The sequence below is a fragment of the Microcoleus sp. bin38.metabat.b11b12b14.051 genome, assembly GCF_013299165.1.
In the GTDB taxonomy this organism is placed as follows: Bacteria; Cyanobacteriota; Cyanobacteriia; order Cyanobacteriales; family Microcoleaceae; genus Microcoleus.
This window is the reverse complement of the sequence record NZ_JAAFKD010000003.1, coordinates 400,910-421,872: the sequence shown is the minus strand read 5'-3', so window position 1 is coordinate 421,872 and position 20,963 is coordinate 400,910. Positions and strand designations below refer to the sequence as shown.

At 46.4% G+C, this 20,963-nt stretch carries 13 protein-coding genes; 8 read left to right on the top strand and 5 right to left on the bottom strand.

Going from position 1 to position 20,963, the window contains the following annotated elements:
- Window positions 1-224 precede the first annotated feature (224 nt).
- Together QZW47_RS06080 and QZW47_RS06075 are read left to right on the top strand one after the other, a co-directional pair.
- Window positions 225-719 carry a DUF427 domain-containing protein gene (locus QZW47_RS06080; RefSeq protein WP_293125047.1) on the top strand — a complete coding sequence of 165 codons (495 nt, stop codon included), beginning with the start codon at window positions 225-227 and terminating at the stop codon, window positions 717-719.
- A gap of 441 nt (window positions 720-1,160) precedes the next feature.
- Window positions 1,161-2,348: a diguanylate cyclase gene (locus QZW47_RS06075; RefSeq protein WP_293125045.1), complete on the top strand. Its 1,188-nt coding sequence runs from the start codon at window positions 1,161-1,163 to the stop codon at window positions 2,346-2,348.
- Between the two features lie 258 nt (window positions 2,349-2,606).
- Here the strand turns inward: QZW47_RS06075 and QZW47_RS06070 are convergent, their stop codons facing one another.
- Entirely contained in the window at window positions 2,607-3,623 is a 1,017-nt protein-coding gene (locus QZW47_RS06070; protein WP_293125043.1) for a methyltransferase domain-containing protein, read from the bottom strand.
- A gap of 688 nt (window positions 3,624-4,311) precedes the next feature.
- Here QZW47_RS06070 and trxB point away from each other — a divergent pair.
- The 6 genes from trxB to rpoD all read left to right on the top strand — a co-directional run bounded on the left by trxB (window position 4,312) and on the right by rpoD (window position 15,109).
- Window positions 4,312-5,679 carry a thioredoxin-disulfide reductase gene (gene trxB / locus QZW47_RS06065; protein WP_293125041.1) on the top strand — a complete coding sequence of 456 codons (1,368 nt, stop codon included), beginning with the start codon at window positions 4,312-4,314 and terminating at the stop codon, window positions 5,677-5,679.
- A 424-nt stretch (window positions 5,680-6,103) separates the two neighbouring features.
- A complete protein-coding gene (locus tag QZW47_RS06060) occupies window positions 6,104-6,706 on the top strand; it encodes a bifunctional 2-polyprenyl-6-hydroxyphenol methylase/3-demethylubiquinol 3-O-methyltransferase UbiG (RefSeq protein ID WP_293125039.1) in 603 nt (200 codons plus the stop codon).
- A gap of 32 nt (window positions 6,707-6,738) precedes the next feature.
- A complete protein-coding gene (locus tag QZW47_RS06055; protein WP_293125037.1) occupies window positions 6,739-7,896 on the top strand; it encodes a glycosyltransferase in 1,158 nt (385 codons plus the stop codon).
- A 10-nt stretch (window positions 7,897-7,906) separates the two neighbouring features.
- Window positions 7,907-8,791: an ABC transporter permease gene (locus tag QZW47_RS06050; protein ID WP_293125035.1), complete on the top strand. Its 885-nt coding sequence runs from the start codon at window positions 7,907-7,909 to the stop codon at window positions 8,789-8,791.
- Between the two features lie 357 nt (window positions 8,792-9,148).
- On the top strand, window positions 9,149-12,166 hold the full coding sequence (locus QZW47_RS06045) for a tetratricopeptide repeat protein (protein ID WP_293125033.1): 3,018 nt from the start codon (window positions 9,149-9,151) through the stop codon (window positions 12,164-12,166).
- Between the two features lie 1,773 nt (window positions 12,167-13,939).
- The gene (gene rpoD / locus QZW47_RS06040; protein WP_293125031.1) at window positions 13,940-15,109 is read left to right on the top strand and encodes an RNA polymerase sigma factor RpoD; all 1,170 of its coding nucleotides are present in this window, start codon (window positions 13,940-13,942) and stop codon (window positions 15,107-15,109) included.
- A gap of 435 nt (window positions 15,110-15,544) precedes the next feature.
- Here rpoD and QZW47_RS06035 read toward each other — a convergent pair whose 3' ends face one another.
- From QZW47_RS06035 to QZW47_RS06020, 4 genes are all read right to left on the bottom strand, one after another.
- On the bottom strand, window positions 15,545-15,697 hold the full coding sequence (locus tag QZW47_RS06035; protein ID WP_293125029.1) for a chlorophyll A-B binding protein: 153 nt from the start codon (window positions 15,695-15,697) through the stop codon (window positions 15,545-15,547).
- A 264-nt stretch (window positions 15,698-15,961) separates the two neighbouring features.
- Window positions 15,962-17,416: an ATP-binding cassette domain-containing protein gene (locus QZW47_RS06030; protein WP_293125027.1), complete on the bottom strand. Its 1,455-nt coding sequence runs from the start codon at window positions 17,414-17,416 to the stop codon at window positions 15,962-15,964.
- A gap of 175 nt (window positions 17,417-17,591) precedes the next feature.
- A complete protein-coding gene (locus tag QZW47_RS06025; protein WP_293125025.1) occupies window positions 17,592-20,141 on the bottom strand; it encodes a DNA topoisomerase (ATP-hydrolyzing) subunit A in 2,550 nt (849 codons plus the stop codon).
- A gap of 343 nt (window positions 20,142-20,484) precedes the next feature.
- Window positions 20,485-20,682, bottom strand: coding sequence for a hypothetical protein (locus QZW47_RS06020; RefSeq protein WP_293125023.1), 198 nt, complete (start codon window positions 20,680-20,682; stop codon window positions 20,485-20,487).
- Between the last annotated feature and the right edge of the window lie 281 nt (window positions 20,683-20,963).

The following is a 20,963-nucleotide window of genomic DNA, read 5'->3' as shown; positions in this document are numbered from 1 at the left end:
ATTATAACATCCGTTTTGGATTGTATCCTTAAAAAGGATGAAGATATCAAGGAGCGGAATGAAGCGAAAGTTTCACGTTCCGTTCTGAAGGAGAGGTAGGGGTAGTGATGCCCCTATCGACTCTACCAAAAAGCTGATGGCTGTCTGGATTGGCAACTCGACCAAGAGTACATTAAATTGTAATCTTCAGTTGCTGATTGTTTTTTTATAGGGAGATTGTTTCAGTGAACCTCGATCGCATAGAACCCGGCCCCGGTCAAGAGTCTGTTTGGGATTACCCTCGTCCCCCTCGCCTTGAGGAATCGACCAAACACGTGCAAATCGTTTTTAATCAAGTGACTATCGCCGACACGCGCCGCCCGTTTCGGGTATTGGAGACCAGTCACCCTCCTGCTTACTATATCTCGCCCGAGGACATCCAAATGGAATTTTTGCATAAAACTTCACGGGGCTCTTGGTGCGAGTGGAAGGGACAAGCCGGTTACTACACTGTGACGGTAGGGCAGAAGCAAGTTGTAAATGCTGCTTGGTTTTATCCCGGGCCAAATCAAGTTTTTGCAGCTATTAAAGATTATGTGGCTTTTTATCCGAGCCTGATGGATGCTTGTTATGTGGACGGGGAATTAGCGCAAGCTCAGTCTGGGGATTTTTACGGCGGTTGGATTACCAAAGATATTGTCGGCCCCTTTAAGGGAGAAATCGGAACTTGGGGTTGGTGAGGCAATTTTCAGATTGCTGGCTTCCTAACAACGCCCAAGTCGCCTGTAGGTTTTGAATTAAAAAATGGCGCGCCAGCGGCAGCGTTTTTCAATTTAAAACCTCGTGACTGTCTTGACCTCCTAAAACAACTGTGTTTGTTGACTTTTGTTCCTGCTCCACGAGTTGGCGGTTGGTGCCAACACCCATTTTTTATACGCAATAAATTAGCTAAAAACACATCGACAATTTAATAAATATATGATTCAATGAGGAGAGAAAAAAAAATTATGTTATTGAACAATTCACAAAATTTTATATTCATCTTAAATAATTGATTTGATTTGCAGCATCAGGGTTGGCATCTGGCATCGCACTTGCAGTTTGATTAAAAATGGTCTGAAAGATTAGCTTATTTACTAAAAGACAGTGTAATGCAGAATACAGTCACAGCCCATCAATAAATGTTAATATCTAATTTGATAGCTGACACTAGCTTTGTTTTTGCTTTATTGTTTATTCGAGCCTGCGCTGTGTCTGTGGAATTTATCGCCCCATCTAACTCGCCTAACCAACCACCCGAAAATTTATCTTTAGAGTCTACTCTCAAGGATCTGGCTGTCTTCAATTTTCAACTTGAAGGTTCCTCGCCAGCGAAAGAGGTAGCAAAGATATTTCAAGCTCACCCGCTGCTTCCGGGAGTTATATTAACACTAAATGGCGAATATTTCGGCATGATATCGCGGCGGCGATTTATGGAACACATGAGCCGCCCTTATGGAGTAGATATATTTGCTTGTCGGCCGATTGCGGCTTTGTATCAAATGGCTAAAACTGAGATTTTGATTTTACCAGGAGTAGCTTTAATTGTCATGGCAGCTCAGCGAGCCGTGCAGCGGCCGCCGGAACAGCTTTACGAGCCGATTTTGGTGCAGTTAGAGCCTCAAGTTTACCGACTGTTAGACGTGCATCAAGTATTGCTAGCCTTATCTCAAATTCACCAACAAGCTACTTGGTATATTAGCGAACTTTACTACAACTTATCTGTAACAAAATCTGATTTAGAAGCAGCCAATCATCAATTGCAATCAGCAAATTCAGAATTATATCGCCTTGCTAACTCGGATGGCTTAACTCAGGTAGCAAACCGCCGCTGTTTTAACGAATATCTAGAAAAATTATGGCAGAAATTAGGAGAGGAAGTAGCAGAAATATCGTTAATTTTATGCGATATTGATTTTTTTAAGAAATACAACGATACTTACGGACATCAAGCGGGAGATGCTTGTTTGCAACAGGTAGCACAAACAATTGTTGAGGCTGTAAATTATTCAGCAGGCGAAGTTTCTCAGGAGACTTTGGTGGCTCGTTACGGAGGTGAGGAGTTTGCGGTAATTTTGCCTCGCACCTCACCGGAAATTGCTGTGTCGATTGCAGAGCAAATTCGAGTCTGGGTGAAAAAACAGGAAATTGAAAATATTAAATCGCCAGTGTCTGGTTGTGTTACACTGAGCTTGGGAGTGGCGAGTACGGTTCCTGGACTGGAAATTTCCAAAAAAGATTTGATTGCGGCAGCAGACCGTTCGCTTTATCAAGCTAAAGACGCAGGGCGCGATCGGGTAATTTTAGATGTTATCAAGTTGGATGGCTAGAACTTGCTTGTAAAATAGGTTCGCTCGTTGGGAATGCGAGTCCTAGTTCAAATCTCAGGACTCGCATTCGTGACTGCTAACAATTTTGATGGGATGTGAGATAATTCTGGATAGAAGAGGAAAGAGTGAGTTCGATCGCCCGATCGCACTTTACCGTAAAGAATTGGTTGGAAGCGAATCCCTTGTCAGGATAAATCAAAAAAAAGACGATGAATTACTCCATTCTTCTTGGTTCCAGGTAGAGGTAGCCCTCAACTGTCAACTCAATGAAATCCAAGCTCGCTCCGCAGTCCAGTGTCTGTCCGAAGATTCATAAATCCTCAAGCCTTCCAATCCCGCAGCTTCTGCCATCCTTTCCACTTCATCCAGCGTAAAAGCCGCTTGCAGAGAATCGCTGAATAACTGTTTCTGATGCGAGTTGCAATCTCCGGCGTACATCTCGACTAAATTATCCCTGATTGTCTCATCGAGAGGCCTCAGTAAATCCCGCAAAAATATTGCTCCGTTCGGTTTCAACACTCGCCTGATTTCCTGCAAAAACGGCAGCGGATCAGGTAAATGGTGGATAATACTGTTGGAAATCACCATGTCAAAACTCTTGTCGGGATAAGGCATGGCTTTCGCATCAATTAATTCGAGATTAATTTGCGATCGCACTTGGGCCTGTTCGAGATTCTGCGCTGCAACTTTCAGCATATTTGCCGACAAATCAATACAGGTCAATTTCCATTCCGGCCGCAGTTGAGTCAGGGCGATTGGAATTCGTGCCGTACCCGTCCCCACGTCCAAAACGTTTCCAAAAATCGGCCCCAAAGCAGCCGCACTCTTGGCAAACGCAGCATTAACCTCAGTAAAGTCCATCGAATCGTATTCGATCGCCTCTTCCCAAGAATCCATCACCTCCGGTTCCAACACTCGCTGCATAAAATTTATCTCGTTATCTGGCATTTCCATATATAAGCCCAGTTTCGCCTGCAAAAGCTCGACTAGCTCCGGTTCCATATATCTATAATTATCGGGGATTTGCAGGCAAATAACTGGCTTGCCCTGAATACTGTCTGGAAATTTGCTGCGAAGTCGATCGCCATGCTTCTTTTCCATCACAAAGATCGTATCAGCCCAACCGAGCAAACCTTGAGTTACTCTAATTCTCGCACCTTTTTCCGTTCCAGCCGATCGCACGCTATACCCGCTAATTTTCTCGCAAATCTTCTCGGCGGTTAAACTGCGCCACTTATTCTGGCTGCACACAAACAATATCTTTGTTCGATCCATTTTATCTGCGTTAATCCGCGTACATCTGCGTTGACAGTTGACAGTTGACAGTTGACAGTTGACTGTTGACAGTTGACAGAAGAGCCCGCCCGCGAAGTCGAGGGGTTGACGCAAGGAGTGCGAAGTTTTTAGGCAGGGAATTTAAGCCCCTGCCTAAAAACAATCCACCTAAAGGTGGGGGCTTAAATCCCATTTGCTTTGGTTGAAAATCTCAATTCCATTGCTCCCGACGCACCTTCCATACCACAAACAGGCTATTTTGTCAAATTGACTAAATTTCCGTTACAATTCTTAACCTATAAACTGCCTATTTTGCACAAGAATTTGGATTTTTTGTCTTTGCTGAGTTCGTTTATTTGACGAATTTAAAGGGTTTCAGGCTCAAAAACCAAAAATAGTCATAGCACCCCTTGAGTATCAAAATCCTATTGTAGCTGAAACAGCGCAAATTCGTCAAATAAATGAGAATAGAATCAATAGTGAGGGGGGCCTATTTTCAGGTTTTTCAGCGATTGATTGAACATTTAAAACCAAATAACTTATTCTATCGTGTTTGCTTATCAAACTAGCTGTAGTTGTGCCGATCGCCCTGATTCCCGGAAAAATAGTAGATACACTTGATCCAAGTTGTCCCGCATTTGCTATTATTGAATTAAAACGAAGTCGTTATGAGTTCAACTAAATAACTATGAGCAACGAAACCGTAGAAAACCTAGTAATTATCGGCTCAGGCCCAGCAGGCTACACCGCAGCCATCTACGCCGGGAGAGCAAACCTGAAACCCGTAGTCTTTGAAGGCTACCAAACCGGAGGCATCCCCGGCGGTCAACTGATGACCACCACAGAAGTTGAAAACTTCCCCGGCTTTCCCGAGGGCATCACCGGGCCGCAACTGATGGATCGGATGAAAGCTCAAGCAGTGCGCTGGGGTGCGGAGTTATACACCGAAGATGTAACTTACGTTGATTTAACCCAGCGACCGTTTACAGTGCGATCGGACGATCGAGAAATCAAAACCCACACCATAGTAATTGCTACAGGCGCCACTGCTAAAAGGTTGGGTTTGCCTAGCGAGCACGTATTTTGGAGTCACGGCATTTCTGCCTGTGCGATTTGCGACGGGGCTACCCCAATTTTTAAAGGAGTAGATTTAGCTGTCATCGGCGCGGGCGACACCGCAGCGGAAGAATCTATTTATTTGACAAAATACGGCTCTCACGTCCATATGTTGGTGCGGCGCGGTCAGATGCGCGCTAGCAAAGCCATGCAAGACCGAGTGCTGAGCAATCCTAAAATTACGGTGCACTGGAACACCGAAGCTGTGGATGTTTTGGGAGTGCCGGGAAGCAAAATGGATGGGTTGAGAATTAGAAATATTGAGACTGGTGCTGAAACTGATTTGCAGGTGAAAGGTTTGTTTTACGCGATCGGTCACACTCCCAACACTCAACTCTTCCAAGGCCAGCTAGACCTTGATGAACAGAGCTATATCGCCACCAAACACGGCTCGCCAGAAACCAGTGTCGATGGAGTTTATGCTGTCGGTGACGTGCAAGACCACGAGTTTCGTCAAGCCATCACCGCCGCAGGTAGTGGTTGTATGGGGGCGATGCTGGCAGAGCGCTGGCTCTCAGTCAACGCTTTAACCCAGGAATTCCATCAAACAGAGGAATCCCAGTCACCCGCAGCGCCGGAAGCTCCTAAAGTTCGGAAAACTAGCGAGAACTTTGATATCAATGACACCCGCCACGAGGGAGGTTTTGCTTTGCGGAAGTTGTTCCACGATAGCGATCGACTGATTGTAGTTAAATACTCGGCTCCGAGTTGCGGCCCTTGCCACAGTCTCAAACCAATTTTGAGCAAAGTCATAGGTGAGTTTGAGGGCAAAATCCACTACGTGGAAATCGACATCGAAGAAGATCCCGAAATTGCTGAAAATGCTGGCGTGATTGGTACGCCGACGATTCAGTATTTCAAAGACAAAGCTTTGGTGACTGAGCTTAAAGGAGTTAAGCCGAAAAGTCAGTACCGCGAGTTAATTGCCAGCAATCTGTAAGTTCGTGTCCGCAGAGGATGACTCTAATTACATTGGTTTGTAGTGAGGACTTCAGTCCTTCTTGCGCGCGGACTGGCATTCCGAACGATCGAACGAAAGCCGATTGGTTTGTAGTGAGGACTTCAGTCCTTCTTTGGAGCGGACTAAAGTCCTCACTACGAACGAAAGCCGATTGGTTCGTAGTGAGGACTTCAGTCCTTCTTGCGCGCGGACTGGCATTCCGAACGATCGAACGAAAGCCAATTGGTTTGTAGTGAGGACTTCAGTCCTTCTTGCGCGCGGACTGGCATTCCGAACGATCAAACGAAAGCCGATTGGTTGGTAGCGAGGAATGCGAGTCCGCACCCGGAAGGACTGAAGTCCTCACTACGAACCTGACTGATCGCCTGCGACGATGTTTGATAAAATTAGGACTGACGATCGCATGACACAAACTAACTTGAATCTCCAGCCCGACTACTGGAATCAAATTTGGCAACAAGAAGGCGCCGGAACTTGGCGTCGATATCCCGGCTGTTTCGGCAGAATTTGTTGGGGTGTCGGACACGGGCTGGAAGTTTTGGAAATTGGATGCGGTACGGGTATCCTCGCCAGCCAGTTGTTAGAGTTTGGCAATTCAGTAACTGGCTTAGATATTTCTGAAAGTGCGATCGCCCAACTTCCCAAACAGATCCCAGGGGTAGTTTCTATTTTACCGTCCATTCCTTTTCCCGATCGCAGTTTTGATGTGGTAGTAGCCACAGAAGTTTTAGAACATCTCGACGATGATCAAGCTTGTGTCAAAGAAGTAGTTAGGGTATTGCGATCGTCCGGCAGAGCTTTTTTTGCCGTACCCAACAATTGTCTCGGCCCGGATGAGGAACCAGAGCACGTTCGCAAGTACACTCAAGAGACGTTAACAGATTTACTTTTACCTTACGGCGACGTTTTTAGCGAGACATTTATTGATGAGTTCAGTGTTGGCGATCGAGATTTCGTTGCTCTACCAAGTATTTTAGCCGTACTTTATCTTGCCGGCGACGACTGATTTTTGTTACATTGCTAGATATAGGAGCAAAAATGAGCATTAGCGCAGCACTTAGTTCTCAACCATTTTTATCTTTTTGTGCGATCGTTAAAAATGAAAGCGAGAATTTAGCACGCTGTTTGGCCAGCGTTCAACCCTATGTTGATGAAATAATTGTAGTCGATACGGGTTCTCAGGACGATACGCCAGAAATTGCCAGTCAGTACGGAGCAAAAGTCGGATATTTTGAGTGGTGCGACGATTTTGCGGCGGCGCGGAATTATGCTTTATCCTTAGTAACGGGTGAGTGGATTTTAGTGCTGGATGCAGATGAAGAGTTAATTGTGCGATCGGCTGATTTTAGAGAAACGCTCAAATCCCAGCCAGAAGCGCTGGTTTATTCGATCGTTAGAACCGAAGTCGAGCCACAAGCGGGAATGACTCCGCTACACATGACCCGTTTGTTTCGCAATCTCCCAGAAATTAGATATATCGGTCGTTTTCACGAGCAAATCCAGTATCAAAACCGCAGTTTTAGCGACAGTGAAGTCAAAAGTTTAGATAGCGTGAGAGTCTTGCATCAGGCCAACAGCCACCAACAAGTCGCCGCCAAAGTTGTCAACCGCAACATCCCCATCTTAGAACGAACCCGACAGGAAGAAGGATTGAGCCTGATGCTGCTGTACTCCCTAGCTGGGATGTACGGCGCAGCGGGCGAGGACGAGAAAGCGCGAGACTGCTGGGAAGAAGGATTAGAAAGATTGGTGCCGCATTTGATAGACGGTCAACCTCCAGAAGAATTTGGTTTCATTCCCTCCTTAGTTTTTACTTTAGCAGGGCGATCGCTCCAAAATCAAGATTACGAAACAACGATGTTACTATGTCAGCGAGGTCTGGAATGGTGTCCCAACTATCCGCCCCTAAATTATATAGCCGGCATGACATTAATTAATCTAGGATTTCCCTTAGGTGCCGTTGCTTACTTTGAGAATTGCCTGAAACTGGGTAAAGATGGGAGCTACTATACAAGAGAACCTTTCGAGGAAAGTTTCACCACCACCGACCCGGCTTGCTGTTTGGGTCTAGCTTATATTAACCTCAAACGCTGGTCGGAGGCAGTATCGGCCTTTGAACTAGCGCTGACTTTCGATGAAAACTGCACAGCAGCCCGGGAAAATTTAGCAAAAATCCGCCAAAGCTTTACTGAGTAAACAGCTAAAAATGACACCAACCAAAATTCAGTCACCGCGATTTCTCAATATTGCCTCACCATCAAGCCTGTCAATGAAGATGATGTGGGCAGGTTTGGCAATAACTACCTTATTTATCATAGTAGCAACCTTGTCTCCAGCGATGCAAGCTTGGGGATGGCTGCAAAATCCTACCGATGCCTTAATTAACCCCATCCACGAAGCGCCGTCAGGCAATTATTGGTTTGGTACCAGCCGCAGTGGCTACGATGTTTTTTCCCGCACGCTGTTTGCTTCGCGGGCGGCTTGGCAAGTTGTGATTTTAGCGACAGCGTTGAGTTTGTTTATCGGAGTCCCGCTGGGTTTGGTTAGCGGTTATTTGGGCGGAAAGCTCGATCGCGTGTTGTTATTTTTAATGGATACAATTTATACGTTGCCGGGATTGCTGCTGTCCTTAACTTTAGCATTTGTGGTGGGAAAAGGAGTATTGAATGCGGCGATCGCCCTAAGCATTTCCTACATCCCTCAATACTACCGCGTCGTCAGGAATCACACCACCAGCGTCAAAATGGAACTCTTTGTCGAAGCCGCGCGAGCAATGGGTGCTGACACTTGGACAGTGCTGTCGCGCTACCTGTTTCTCAACGTGATTCAGAGTGTACCAGTGCTGTTTGCGCTCAACGCCGCTGACGCAATTTTAACATTAGGAGGTTTGGGATTTCTCGGTTTGGGACTTCCCGAAGAAACTCCCGAATGGGGACACGATTTGCGCTTAGCTTTAGATGCGCTACCTACTGGCATTTGGTGGACAGCTTTGTTTCCCGGTTTAGCAATGACTTTAATGGTAGTCGGGCTGTCTTTGGTAGGAGAAGGATTGAACGAGTTTGTGAATCCCAAGCTGCGGAATCAGCAGTAATAGGAAAGACTGGTTCGTAGTAAGGACTTCAGTCCGTTCTTTCCCAAGTCAAGCCCAGAAAAAAGTTAGTAATAAGGTTCGTAGTAAGGACTTCAGTCCGTTCTGTCCCCAAAAGTCAAGCCCAGAAAAAAGTTAGTAATAAGGTTCGTAGTAAGGACTTCAGTCCGTTCTGTCCCCAAAAGTCAAGCCCAGAAAAAAGTTAGTAATAAGGTTCGTAGTAAGGACTTTAGTCCGTTTTTTTTCCAACAGTCAAGCCCTAAAAAAAGTTCGTAGTAAGGTTCGTAGTAAGGACTTCAGTCCGTTCTTTCCCGAGGACTAAAGTCCTCACTACGAACCTTTTAAAACCAAACATAAGAGATGGAATATCAAAAATTTATCGAACACATATTTGAGTTGTATAATAACTGGGAAATACCGCAAGCCGAACCAAAATCAAGTCAATTCCAGCAAATAATCAACTCTTTGCAAACCACAACGACAGCCAATACAATGCAGTTGCTAAATTGGGCTGTCGAATGTATGTCTCCCGATGAAATTTACTGCGAAATCGGCTGCTTTCAAGGAGGCAGCTTAATCGGTACGCTGCTAAATCATCCAGAAATAATGGCTTGTGCCGTTGATGACTTTTCGGAATTTGATACTTTTGGCGATAGTAGCGATAATTTAGGAAAAAACTTAGCCAATTTAAACTTATCAGAACAAGTTGTTTTTTGCAATCAAAATTTTGAGGAATTTTTCTGGGATTTGCGGGAAATGCAATCACCTGATAAAATCGGTGTATTATTTTATGATGCTGCTCACGATTATCGATCGCACTTACTAGCTTTACTGTTATCCAAACCGTTTTTAGCAGACTCGGCACTGATCGTTGTCAGCAATAGCAATTGGGATGTCCCGCGTCAAGCCAACTGGGATTTTATCGCCGCCCATCCTGAATGCCAACTGCTGCTCGATTTTTCGCAGCCTAAATTTAGCAATGCTTGGAATGGCTTGCAGGTTTTGAGTTGGGATGTCAATACATCCGGTAATTACGATGGGTCAAATTTTCAGGAATTCCGCAGTCAAGCTGCAATTCAATCAATTTACGATTTGCAGCAATCCGATCGCCAAAAAATCGCAGAAAAACTCTACAATCAAGCTTTAAACCTGCACCAAGCGGGAAAATTTATCGCAGCAGAGGAGAAGTACCAGCAAGTTTTGCAGTACGCTCGCCTGTTTGTAAATGCTTGGCAAAATCTCGGTATACTTTATTATGCCACAGAGCGGTATCGAGAAGCGCAACAAATGCTTGTCGAATCTTTGGCGCTGGATTCATCTGTAGCTGGCGCTCATTACAGTTTGGGCTTGGTGTTGGAAAAAACCGGGGATGTTATCGGTGCCGTGAGAGCTTATCGAGAGGCGATCGCCCTCGATGCCAATTGCATTGATGCTTGTAATAACTTAGGCAATATTTTCTCACAAATCGGCGATCGCGATCGAGCAGAGTCATTTTACCGTCAAGCGATCGCAATTAATCAAACTCATTTTGGCAGCTACCTAAATCTCGGCAACTTGCTGCTATCGCAAACAGAAGTCGATCGAGCGATCGAGCTTTACGAAACTGCCCTGCAATTGCAACCCGGTGCTGCTGAAGTTGCAGCCAATCTCGAATTTGCCCGCAGCCTGCAAAATAATCCAATTCAAGCATACCTTTATTTTGGCAACGATTGCTATGGGCGCGGCGAATATCAACAAGCCATTACCCAGTATCGCAAATTTTTAGAAGTTCAAACAGGCGAAATTCAATTATACTCTAATTTGGCTAACTGCTACGAACATTTAGAAGAATATGCAGCCGCCATTCAAGTGTGCCGGGAGGCGATCGAGCTTTTTCCAGCAGACGCCAGTCTTTACCGCAAGTTAGTCTCAGCTTTGCTAGCCTCCGGGAGAACTTCAGAAGCAATTTTAATTGCAACGCAAGCGTCAAGTTTATTTCCCGAAGACAGCTTTTTCAATCCGGGACAGTATTTAATTTTACCGGTGATTTATGAAAGTGTAGAGGAAATAGCTGTTTATCGCGATCGCTTCGAGACAGGAATCAAACTCTTAATTCAACAAACCAGCCTAGATACAGATGAAGGCAAACAAAAAGCTTTAACAATTATCGGCCAGCACACCAACTTTTTTCTAGCTTATCAAGGCTGCAACGACTTAGAGATCCAGAAACAGTACGGGGAATTTGTTCGCAGAGTCATGGCGGCAAACTATCCGCAGTGGACAAAAGATTTACCGCTACCTCCCCGCAGCCAAAGCGGAAAAATTCGCATCGGCTACATATCTGGCTGCTTGTGGGGACATACAGTCGGCAAATTAACCCTCGGCTGGCTGCAACACAGCAGCAACGAATTTGAAATATATTGCTATCAAATTACCGAAACGCAAGACAACTTTACTCAACAATTCCGGTTTTACAGCGATACTTTCCACTACATCCCCGGCAACTTAGAATTAATCTGCCAACAAATTATTGCTGACCAATTACACGTACTGGTTTTTCTCGATATTGGCTTGCAATCGCAAATGACTCAACTTGCAGCGTTGCGCCTTGCTCCCATTCAGTGTACATCCTGGGCGCATCCGGTGACTTCAGGATTGCCGACAGTCGATTATTTCCTTTCCAGCGACTTGATGGAACCGGAAAATGCAGCCGGACATTATTCAGAAAAATTAATTCGCTTGCCGAATATTGGCATTTGTTACCCGCAGCCAGCAATTGGCGCAGCAACGGCGACTCGTGCAAATTTTGGTCTGCGGGATGGGGCTGTGGTTTACCTCTGCTGTCAAACTCTGTGCAAATACTTGCCACAACACGACTATATTTTCGCGGAAATTGCCCGACAGGTTCCTCAAGCTCAGTTTGCTTTTATATCTCGTCCAAATGCTGATATTGGCAAGGTGTTTGGGCACCGCCTCCAGCGGACTTTTGCCGAGTACGGTTTGGATAGCGGGGAGTTTTGCACAATTTTACCGAAGATGGATGAGAAAGCTTATGGGAATCTACAACTTTTATCTGATGTTTTTCTTGACAGTTTCGGCTGGTCTGGAGGTCATACGACTTTGGAAGCGATCGCCTGCAATTTACCTATTGTGACTTGTCCGGGAGAATTTATGCGCGGCCGCCACTCCTCGGGGATTTTGCAAATGCTGGGAGTGACCGAAACAATTGCTCAAACCGCAGCAGAGTATGTAGAAATAGCCGTGAAGCTGGGGTTAGAACCGGAATTGAGGGATGGTATTGCCGATCGAATGTTCCAGTCGCACGGGAGTCTGTACGGCGATACGGCTTGCGTTGCAGCGCTGTCAGCTTTTTACTGTCGTGCGGTGGAGTCAGTTTAATTACTTGACTGCGGTAAAGACAGGTTTGCCGTCGCAACCTGCTGGTGAAAGTGGCGCAACTTGCAGGATAGGGCGAGGGTTGTAGATTTGTTTTCAATATGGTAGCGGTGGGGGAAAATTTTTTAGATTTAAACCCGAGTCTGGTTGTGATGCTCTGAGTTTCCAAACAGAATGCAACTGTTTTGTGAGTTCTCAACCCCCGATCCTGTGAGCGATCCCCATTCTTCTACTGTTAATCTACAATTGAAAATGGTAAGAGTTTGCTCGAAATACAGTCGCCTGTTAGGTAATTTTACTGCAAGTTGCTGCGGTCGCTTAATCGGCTGTTTATATGGCAGCGGATATTTTTTAAGCAATTATAAAGTTGCCGGTATGTTCAATAACTAGGTCAGTGGAATCGCTACCTGGTTGAGCAGCGGGAGAGTAGGATGGAATCGATCGAGTAGTTAAGAGGCGATCGAGGCGATCGCATCCTAATCGGCTCTGCCTCGGCGAGATCGAGCTAAACTTAGTAATATTGGACTTAAGTTGTTTCTGAGATTAAAATGAATCTAGATATTAGTTAGAGACACGGAGAATCCCGCTGGCAGTTCGGAGCGTACAATTACCGCACGAGCGAACTCTTAGCAGGTTTTCACGGCGTTGCTGTTATCCCTCAGGCAGCAAAGCTCCCAGCCAAGCTTAAATGAGAATGTGACGTTACCAACTTAATGTGATGTAATGTCAAAATCATGCCCAATTTTTCAAAATTGAGCTAACTTAACAAAGAAAGCCCCCTGTTGCACTACTAAACCCGCAACGCTTCATTTGGGGTCATCGTCGGTCTCTCATCCAGAGTTGCCGACTTACAACTAAAGCTCGCAAGCTTTATTCAATCGCAGATTGCGTATGATTCAATTCAGGGAAACAGGGTAAAGATGGGTGCATTTATACGGATTGTATTGGTCTCAATTCCGGCAAGTCGAAAACTGTCTGCTAAGTGTCTGGCCAACTACGCCGCAGCCGTTCACCCAGATATTCGCCGAAAACAGCGCCGTTCGATGGTGCCAAAGTTTTGCGGGCAGTTCTCAGGATTGAGCAGATCCAGACACGAGTCTGTATTGTCAAGCTAAGCTGACAAAGTTTCCAGGTTCCCGACAAAAAACGGCAAACAACTTCCATTTTTTGTGAGAAAGGCTACAATCGGGAAGGTCTTGGTAAGATCCTATTTCACAGTATCCTGCTTTGACCCTCTGAGGAAGTTGCGTTTGAGGCAGCCGAACCGCATTTGAGGTGGCAACAAATCGCCGTGCAACTGTGATGTCAGACAACATCGTGAAAGCAGCAGGCGACCAAAAAGGTCACTTCTTGAATGCAGAAAAGTTAGAGGGTTCCGTGCCAGAAAACTTGCGCGGGTAAAATATCGAAGTGGCGAAGGAAAAAGCCAGTATTTTTTGAGGTGCGATCGCTCGCATTTGAGGTTGCGATTTTCTGGAGAAGCTATCGCAGATGATGCGGTAATTTGTTGCGAATGAAAAAACCGCAGGCTGAAAAATCGGAAATCGCGGTGTTAAAATCTGCGATCTTAGATAGGATAGGCTGGTTGCTTCAAACCAAAACTCGAACTTGGACTCATAAAACTGGTGCAGTTTCGGTAACTGCTGGACTTAGCAGACATAAAATCCCACTATTTCTTCCTGCGGGAATGTCAATACTGGCTAACTTGTCTAAACTACAAACAGACACTATTCCACTGTTATTTATTCTTTAATTCAGGAGCATGAGGAAGGCAGCATGATCCAGGCTAACAGCGTACTCGAAACCAAAATCAAACCCCAAATGGAAACAATCGATTTGCTTCGGAACGCCGAAAGCGTTCTACCCGAGAGTGAGTTGGAACTCTTTATCGACGAAGAAGACGATCGAGAAGATTTTTTAGACAGTTCCTCCGAGGAAGACGACACTAAAGGTGGGAAAGGCGCTAAAGCCCGCCGTCGGGCTCAGGCCAAGAAAAAGCATTATACAGAAGACTCTATTCGTCTTTACTTGCAAGAAATCGGTCGCATTCGACTGCTGCGAGCAGATGAAGAGATTGAACTCGCACGCAAAATTGCGGATTTGCTCGAATTAGAGCGAGTTCGAGAACAACTGCTCGAAGAGTTAGACCGCGAACCCAAAGATAATGAGTGGGCTACTGCTGTAGATATGGCACTACCAGCATTTCGCCACCGACTCCACGTCGGGCGGCGGGCCAAGGAGAAGATGGTACAGTCAAACCTGCGTTTAGTGGTGTCGATCGCCAAAAAATACATGAATCGCGGTTTGTCGTTCCAAGATTTAATTCAGGAAGGCTCTTTAGGCTTGATCCGTGCCGCTGAAAAATTCGATCACGAAAAAGGCTACAAGTTTTCCACCTACGCAACTTGGTGGATACGTCAAGCCATCACCAGGGCTATAGCCGACCAATCGCGTACCATCCGCCTGCCGGTTCACCTTTACGAAACCATCTCGCGGATCAAGAAAACTACCAAACTGCTGTCTCAGGAAATGGGTCGCAAGCCTACGGAAGAAGAAATTGCTACCCGGATGGAGATGACGATCGAGAAGTTGCGCTTCATCGCCAAATCTGCACAATTGCCAATCTCTCTCGAAACTCCGATCGGCAAAGAAGAAGACTCACGTCTGGGAGACTTTATTGAATCTGACGGGGAAACGCCAGAAGATCAAGTCTCAAAAAACTTGCTCAGAGAAGATTTGGAAAGTGTTTTGGACACTCTCAGCCCCCGAGAACGGGATGTACTGCGGTTGCGCTACGGTTTAGACGACGGACGGATGAAGACCTTAGAGGAAATCGGTCAAATCTTTAACGTCACTCGCGAGAGAATTCGTCAAATCGAAGCTAAAGCGCTGCGGAAGTTGCGCCATCCCAACCGCAACAGCATCTTAAAAGAATATATCCGCTAGAGTCATTGTCTGGCATCACCCAAAAGAGTGATTTCCACTCTTTTGGGGCGGCACCCCTCGCCCTAAAAAGAGCGATCGCTGTTAAACATTGTGCCACTAAACGCACGGCTGCAATTTGCTATTAGCTGTGGGTAAATTTTATTGCATAAATTGCGCTGCTAAAAACGCACGGGCAAAATTTTGGGAGTCCCCAAAGGAACTCCCAAGCTTTGGAGTGTCTCAAAAGTTTTAACTACAAAATTAGATTCAGTGTTAGGACTGACCCACGGGTAGCCAGAAACCGGGTTTTTTTACGAAAATTATGCGCTGTAGTCCGCAGATTAGGTAAAAAACCCGGTTTCTTTGTCGGGAGTGCCTCCAAGAATAAGTTTCAAGAAAAGAATGCAACCCTAAACACTTATGGAAAGCATTCCCAATCTCAAATCTCAAATGGTATTAGATCAGGCCCCAGAAGTGAAGCAAACCTTGACCAGAAACCAATTCAATGATGACAGCGGCAGAGAAACCAATCATTGCTAAACGACCGTTCCAATTTTCAGCTCCTGCGCTGAAGCCCCAGTCCCAAGCATTGCGTTTTTGTTCTTGCATAGTGCGAACTCCTTTCGTTAACTTTTGTAAGGCTTATGTAAATTAATATAACAGTAACTTGAAAAAAATGCAATCTTGTGATTTTTGAGAACTCTGACCAGCCCAAAAATGAGTGCAAGCCCCCGACACCAGATCTGGATAGCCTAAAATTTTAGATATTTGAACAAGCGATCGGACAAAGCTCCTGATCAAGATCCAGATTGACTGCGCCACAAGTCAATTTAAAATCTCAAATCTCAAATCGATCGACCTTTTTGATGTTCCCTACCGAGGAAAAATCGCCAATTCGGTATCAGGATCGAACAAGTGAATCTTGTCATGGGCGATCGCCAGCCAAAGCTCCTCACCAACACGGATCGATCGCTCAGGAGGAACCCGCACCTGCATCCGCACGGCGGGAGCATCAGTCAAACACACCCGCAAATAAGTTTCATGTCCCAAAGCCTCGACAAGTTCCACTTGTACCGACAGATTTTTGGTAGCAGGAGGGTTAATGCTCAGATGCTCGGGGCGGATGCCCAAAATCAGCTTTTTCCCGTCGTATCGTTGTAGATTTTTCGCCCAAATATCCGGCAAAGTAAAGCGAAATAGCGGGTGAGAAATCAACAGCGGAGCTGTCAACTGCACGGGTAAAAAATTCATCGGCGGAGAACCGATAAACTCAGCCACAAACAAATTAGCAGGTTTGTTGTAAAGCTCTAGAGGTTGAGCGACTTGCTGAAGCTGACCGGCATTCATAATCGCAATGCGATCGCCCATAGTCATCGCTTCGGTTTGGTCGTGAGTCACATAAATAGTAGTAGTTCCCAACTGTCGCTGCAACTGCACAATTTGCGATCGAGTTTCCGCCCTCAACTTAGCATCAAGATTCGATAGCGGTTCGTCCATCAAAAACACCTCAGGATTGCGAGCCATCGCCCTACCCAAAGCTACACGCTGCTTTTGCCCTCCCGAAAGTTGTTTCGGCAAGCGATGTAAAAGCGGTTCTATTTGCAATAATTCAGCCACCTTCAGGACTCTTGCTCCTACCGCCTTTTCCCGTTCCGAAAAATAGCGCAAACCAGGAGGAAATTTGCGAGTTGCTCCCACCAAAAAATCCTGCCACGAACTATATAATTGCTCCTGGTTTACATGAGAAGCTAAATAATTAATAACCTCTTCTATCTTATTTTTGATTTGTTCTGCCTTCTCCCTTCTTGCTTTTTCTGTCTCTGTCTCTTCTTCCTTATTCCTTCTTCCTTCTGCCGACTTTCCTCGGACTTCTTCCGACTTCCCTCGGACTTCTTCCTTATTCCCTCTTCCCTCTTCCGACTTCCCTCGGACTTCTTCCTTTTGTGAGCGGCGCAATCCAAAGGCGAGATTGTCGTAAACACTTAAGTGAGGGTAGAGAGCATAATTTTGAAATACCATAGCGATATTGCGGTCTTTAGGAGGCAAATCATTAAGCAGGCGATCGCCAATCCAGATATTACCGGCTGTCAAAACTTCCAAACCGGCGATCGATCGCAGCAAAGTGCTTTTTCCGCAGCCAGAAGGCCCCACCAACACCATGAATTCCCCGTCGAGAACGGTCAGGTTAATCCGTCGCAAAACAGTGTTAGACGAAGAGCTAGGAGTCTCTGTCGAGACACTTTCTCCGACGCTATTTGCTACTTTTCCCTGTTCTCCTTGGCGGAGGGGAAAACTTTTGTATATATTTTCTAATACAACTTGCGGCATCAAACGATTTTAGATTTTAGATTTTAGATTTTAGATTGGGGAATTGGGGAATTGGGGAATTGGGGAATTGGAGGCAGAGCCTCCGGCTTTGTATTCTCAGGCAGAGCCTGAAAACAAGGCTTATTTCCTATTACCAATTCCCCATTACCAATGACCAATGACTAATGACTATTGACTATTGACTGCTAATAACCTTGATAATTCTTTCACCGGGATTGAGGTCAAAAACCCGATCGCCCGGAGCATCTTTCCCCCAAAAAGCTATAGCATCAGTAGTCGATCGCAGCCAGCGACCAGAATTAGTAAAAAGTTTAACATCCGTACCCGGAACAGCCGACAGCAAGCCAACTAAAGCATCCTTAGGTTCAGCGAAGCGAAAAGCTTGAGTACCAATTTCGCCGCGGTTAGTCAGCCTAACAGAACCGGCAGGCATTCGTTTTGCCCAACCCAACTCCGAAAATAGCACCAGACTGTCTTCCGGGTCGATAGTGATGCAGCCTACCAACTGTTCCTGCTTCCGCAATCTCGTTACTTGAGACCCCTGGGCGGTGCGGCCCATGGGCGGGAGTTGTTCGTCATCGACATCAAATCGCAGGACTCGGCCTCCAGAAGTTGCGACGGCTACTTGGTCGCCAACTTTGCTCAGACTAGCAGTGCGGAGCCGATCGTCCTCCTTGAGTTTAACAACGGTAATGCCGCGATTAGTCAAATCAGCAAATTCCTGCATCGGCAAGCGCTTAATTTTCCCTTGCTGAGTCAGAGTTACCAAATCTGCGGCTTCGGAACTTTCGGGCAAAACAAAGTGTGCGATCGTGATTTCTGAAAAAGCGCGGCCTGCACTTTCTTTAGTAGCACTCGGCGACAACAAACCGACAATCGGCGTGCCGCGGTCTTTTTGGCTGCTAGGAATATCGGCCACTTTCAGAGGGTAAGCTTTGCCATTAGGAGTGAGGACGACCAAAGTGCGATCGGTTTTCGTCAGGTTTGCCGTCACAATAAAATCATCATTTTTTTCTAAAGCTGGAACCGACTTTTCGCGACTTTTCGAGCGCGCGCGTTCCCCCGCAGGCGTGCGGCGCACGTACTGCTTGTGCGTAAATTCAACAATAGTTTCCTCTGGTTCTACAACAGGCAATAAGTTAGTCTGAATCGTTGCCGGCAACAACGGCTTGACACCAGAGTTTTTCTTACTAGAAACTTGCGGTTCGGCTTTTCCCTCACCTCCTGCACCCTTGGCGAATTTTGTGCGGCGCGGGTCAGCGTACTTACGTTTGAGCGAGCGAAATTCCTTTTTCAAAGCCTTCAAGAGTTCGCGCCTGTCGCTCAACAACCGCTGCAATTCTTGAATGTTTGCCATCAACTCATCAAACTCGGATTGCAAATTTTGCCTTTCCAAACCAGTCAACCGGCGCATCGGCATCGCCAAAATCGCATCAGCTTGACTTTCGCTCAAATCGAGGCGAACTTGGAAAGTTTGCTTAGCAGTAGTGCCGTCAGGAGAATTTCTCAGAATGTCGATCGCAGTATCAAGATTTGTCAAAGCCAACATTAAGCCTTGGACAATATGACAGCGACGTTCTGCCGCCTGCAACTCGTAATTGTAGCGGCGGGTAAGAGTCACTTCTCGGAAATTCAGAAATTCCTGCAATAACTGTCTGAGGGTCAACTGTCGGGGTTGACCGTTCACAATTGCCAGCAAAATTGCACCAAAATTTGTTTGCAGGTCAGTTTGTTGGTAAAGTCGAGCCAGAACCGCTTCAGGGGTAAATTCCCGCTTGAGTTCAATTACAACTCGAATGCCGTCGCGATCGCTCTCATCGCGCAAATCTGCAATACCGTCGAGGCGACCGGCATTCACCAACTCTGCGACCTTTTCAATCCAACCCGCCTTATTGACTTGAAACGGAAATTCCGTCACGACGATCGCCGTTTTAGTCCGCACCTTGCGATTTCCAGGCACTTCTTCCACCCCTGCCACACCCCTGACCGCAATGCTGCCTCGACCCTTAGTATAGGCATCAAAAATGCCCTCAGAGGCGACAATTTCCCCTCCGGTGGGGAAATCTGGGCCGGGAATCAGTTCCAGCAACTTCTGATCTGAGAGATCCGGGTTTTCAATCAAAGCAATTAAACCATCTACCACCTCGCCCAAATTGTGTGGCGGGATATTGGTTGCCATGCCCACAGCAATGCCGCTACAGCCGTTGAGTACCAAAAACGGCAACTGAGCCGGTAGCGCCGTCGGTTCCTGCTGGGAACTGTCAAAGTTGGCAGTAAAATCAACAGTTGCGTCACCGACTTGGGTTAGCATAGCTTCGTGGGCGATCGGTGCCAGCCTAGTTTCCGTGTAACGCATCGCAGCAGCCGGGTCATTGTCCACCGAGCCGAAATTACCGTGACCTGCTAGCAAAGGATAGCGGCTCGAAAACTCCTGAACCATTCGCACCAGAGCGTCGTAAACTGATTGGTCGCCATGGGGGTGATATTTTCCCAAAACATCTCCCACTACCCGGGCGCACTTGCGGTAAGGTCTGTCTGGCGTCAAACCGAGTTCGTGCATCGCGTATAAAATTCGACGGTGAACAGGTTTTAAACCGTCGCGGACATCAGGCAAAGCTCGCCCGACAATCACACTCATGGCATATTCGAGGTACGATTGCTGCATCTCGGCGTGCAGAGCCGTAGAAATTACTTGCCCGGAAAGTAGGTTGAGTTGTTTAGCCATGAGTCCTTGTGTCCGTTAATTCCTGAGTGCAGACAGCCTCTGTCAATAATGCTCAGGTTGCCTGTCTTGAATGAAAAGCGTTTGCCGCAGGCGAACCGAAAGTTCGACAAAAACCCTTCAGCCGGAGGAGCAAAATAAATTTAATCGGTGAAAGCAGTGGTGAGAATGCCGAAGACGGGGAACACTTGCCTCTTGCTCTCCACTCTTACACTAACCTCTATGTTGCCGACTTTTGTGCCTGTCTGTCTATTTACCCCCCGCCGTGAGAAGGTTGATTCACCTGCCTGCTTTTCCTTATAATCGCTCACAAATGCCGATATTGAAGAATTCAGCAGTCAAAAAGTCACGCCGATCGGCTTCGTAGTCGGATATTTGGTCGATCGACGGAAGCCTCATCTTTTGGGCCGTCTCGATCGCTCTCAACGCCCGAATTGGGAATCCCCAACAATCTCTCGCTAGATTTGCTACTCCAAATGCCGGGGCGAAAGTACGTGCATAAAAGTTGCTTGATTCTAAGAGCAGGAAAGAAAATAATTGTCACACCTTACCGACTCTCAGTCGCAGGTTCGAGCTAAAAATAGGATACTAGAAACCTGCTACCGGGGAATGTGGAGACTCTCACCAGTGTCACATCTAGTTCTTAAAAACAACTAAACTGTCTGTGTGTAGTAGTCTAAATTATGGTACAGGGTGCTGCTGAGCATCTGTACATCCTCTGACATTTAGCGGGTCGATGATATATATGCGGGTTTTGCAGGGTTCCCGGCTGACGGCGCGAAAAACTCTGCATTTTTGACGGGGAATGTAGTCCTCGTGCCGTGT

Coding starts and splice junctions, on each gene's coding strand:
- trxB (WP_293125041.1), top strand. CDS start 4,312: ATGAGCAACGAAACCGTAGAAAACCTAGTAATTATCGGCTCAGGCCCA.
- QZW47_RS06070 (WP_293125043.1), bottom strand. CDS start 3,623: ATGGATCGAACAAAGATATTGTTTGTGTGCAGCCAGAATAAGTGGCGC.
- QZW47_RS06035 (WP_293125029.1), bottom strand. CDS start 15,697: ATGCAAGAACAAAAACGCAATGCTTGGGACTGGGGCTTCAGCGCAGGA.
- QZW47_RS06055 (WP_293125037.1), top strand. CDS start 6,739: ATGAGCATTAGCGCAGCACTTAGTTCTCAACCATTTTTATCTTTTTGT.
- QZW47_RS06025 (WP_293125025.1), bottom strand. CDS start 20,141: ATGGCTAAACAACTCAACCTACTTTCCGGGCAAGTAATTTCTACGGCT.
- QZW47_RS06050 (WP_293125035.1), top strand. CDS start 7,907: ATGACACCAACCAAAATTCAGTCACCGCGATTTCTCAATATTGCCTCA.
- QZW47_RS06045 (WP_293125033.1), top strand. CDS start 9,149: ATGGAATATCAAAAATTTATCGAACACATATTTGAGTTGTATAATAAC.
- QZW47_RS06060 (WP_293125039.1), top strand. CDS start 6,104: ATGACACAAACTAACTTGAATCTCCAGCCCGACTACTGGAATCAAATT.
- QZW47_RS06030 (WP_293125027.1), bottom strand. CDS start 17,416: ATGCCGCAAGTTGTATTAGAAAATATATACAAAAGTTTTCCCCTCCGC.
- rpoD (WP_293125031.1), top strand. CDS start 13,940: ATGATCCAGGCTAACAGCGTACTCGAAACCAAAATCAAACCCCAAATG.
- QZW47_RS06075 (WP_293125045.1), top strand. CDS start 1,161: ATGTTAATATCTAATTTGATAGCTGACACTAGCTTTGTTTTTGCTTTA.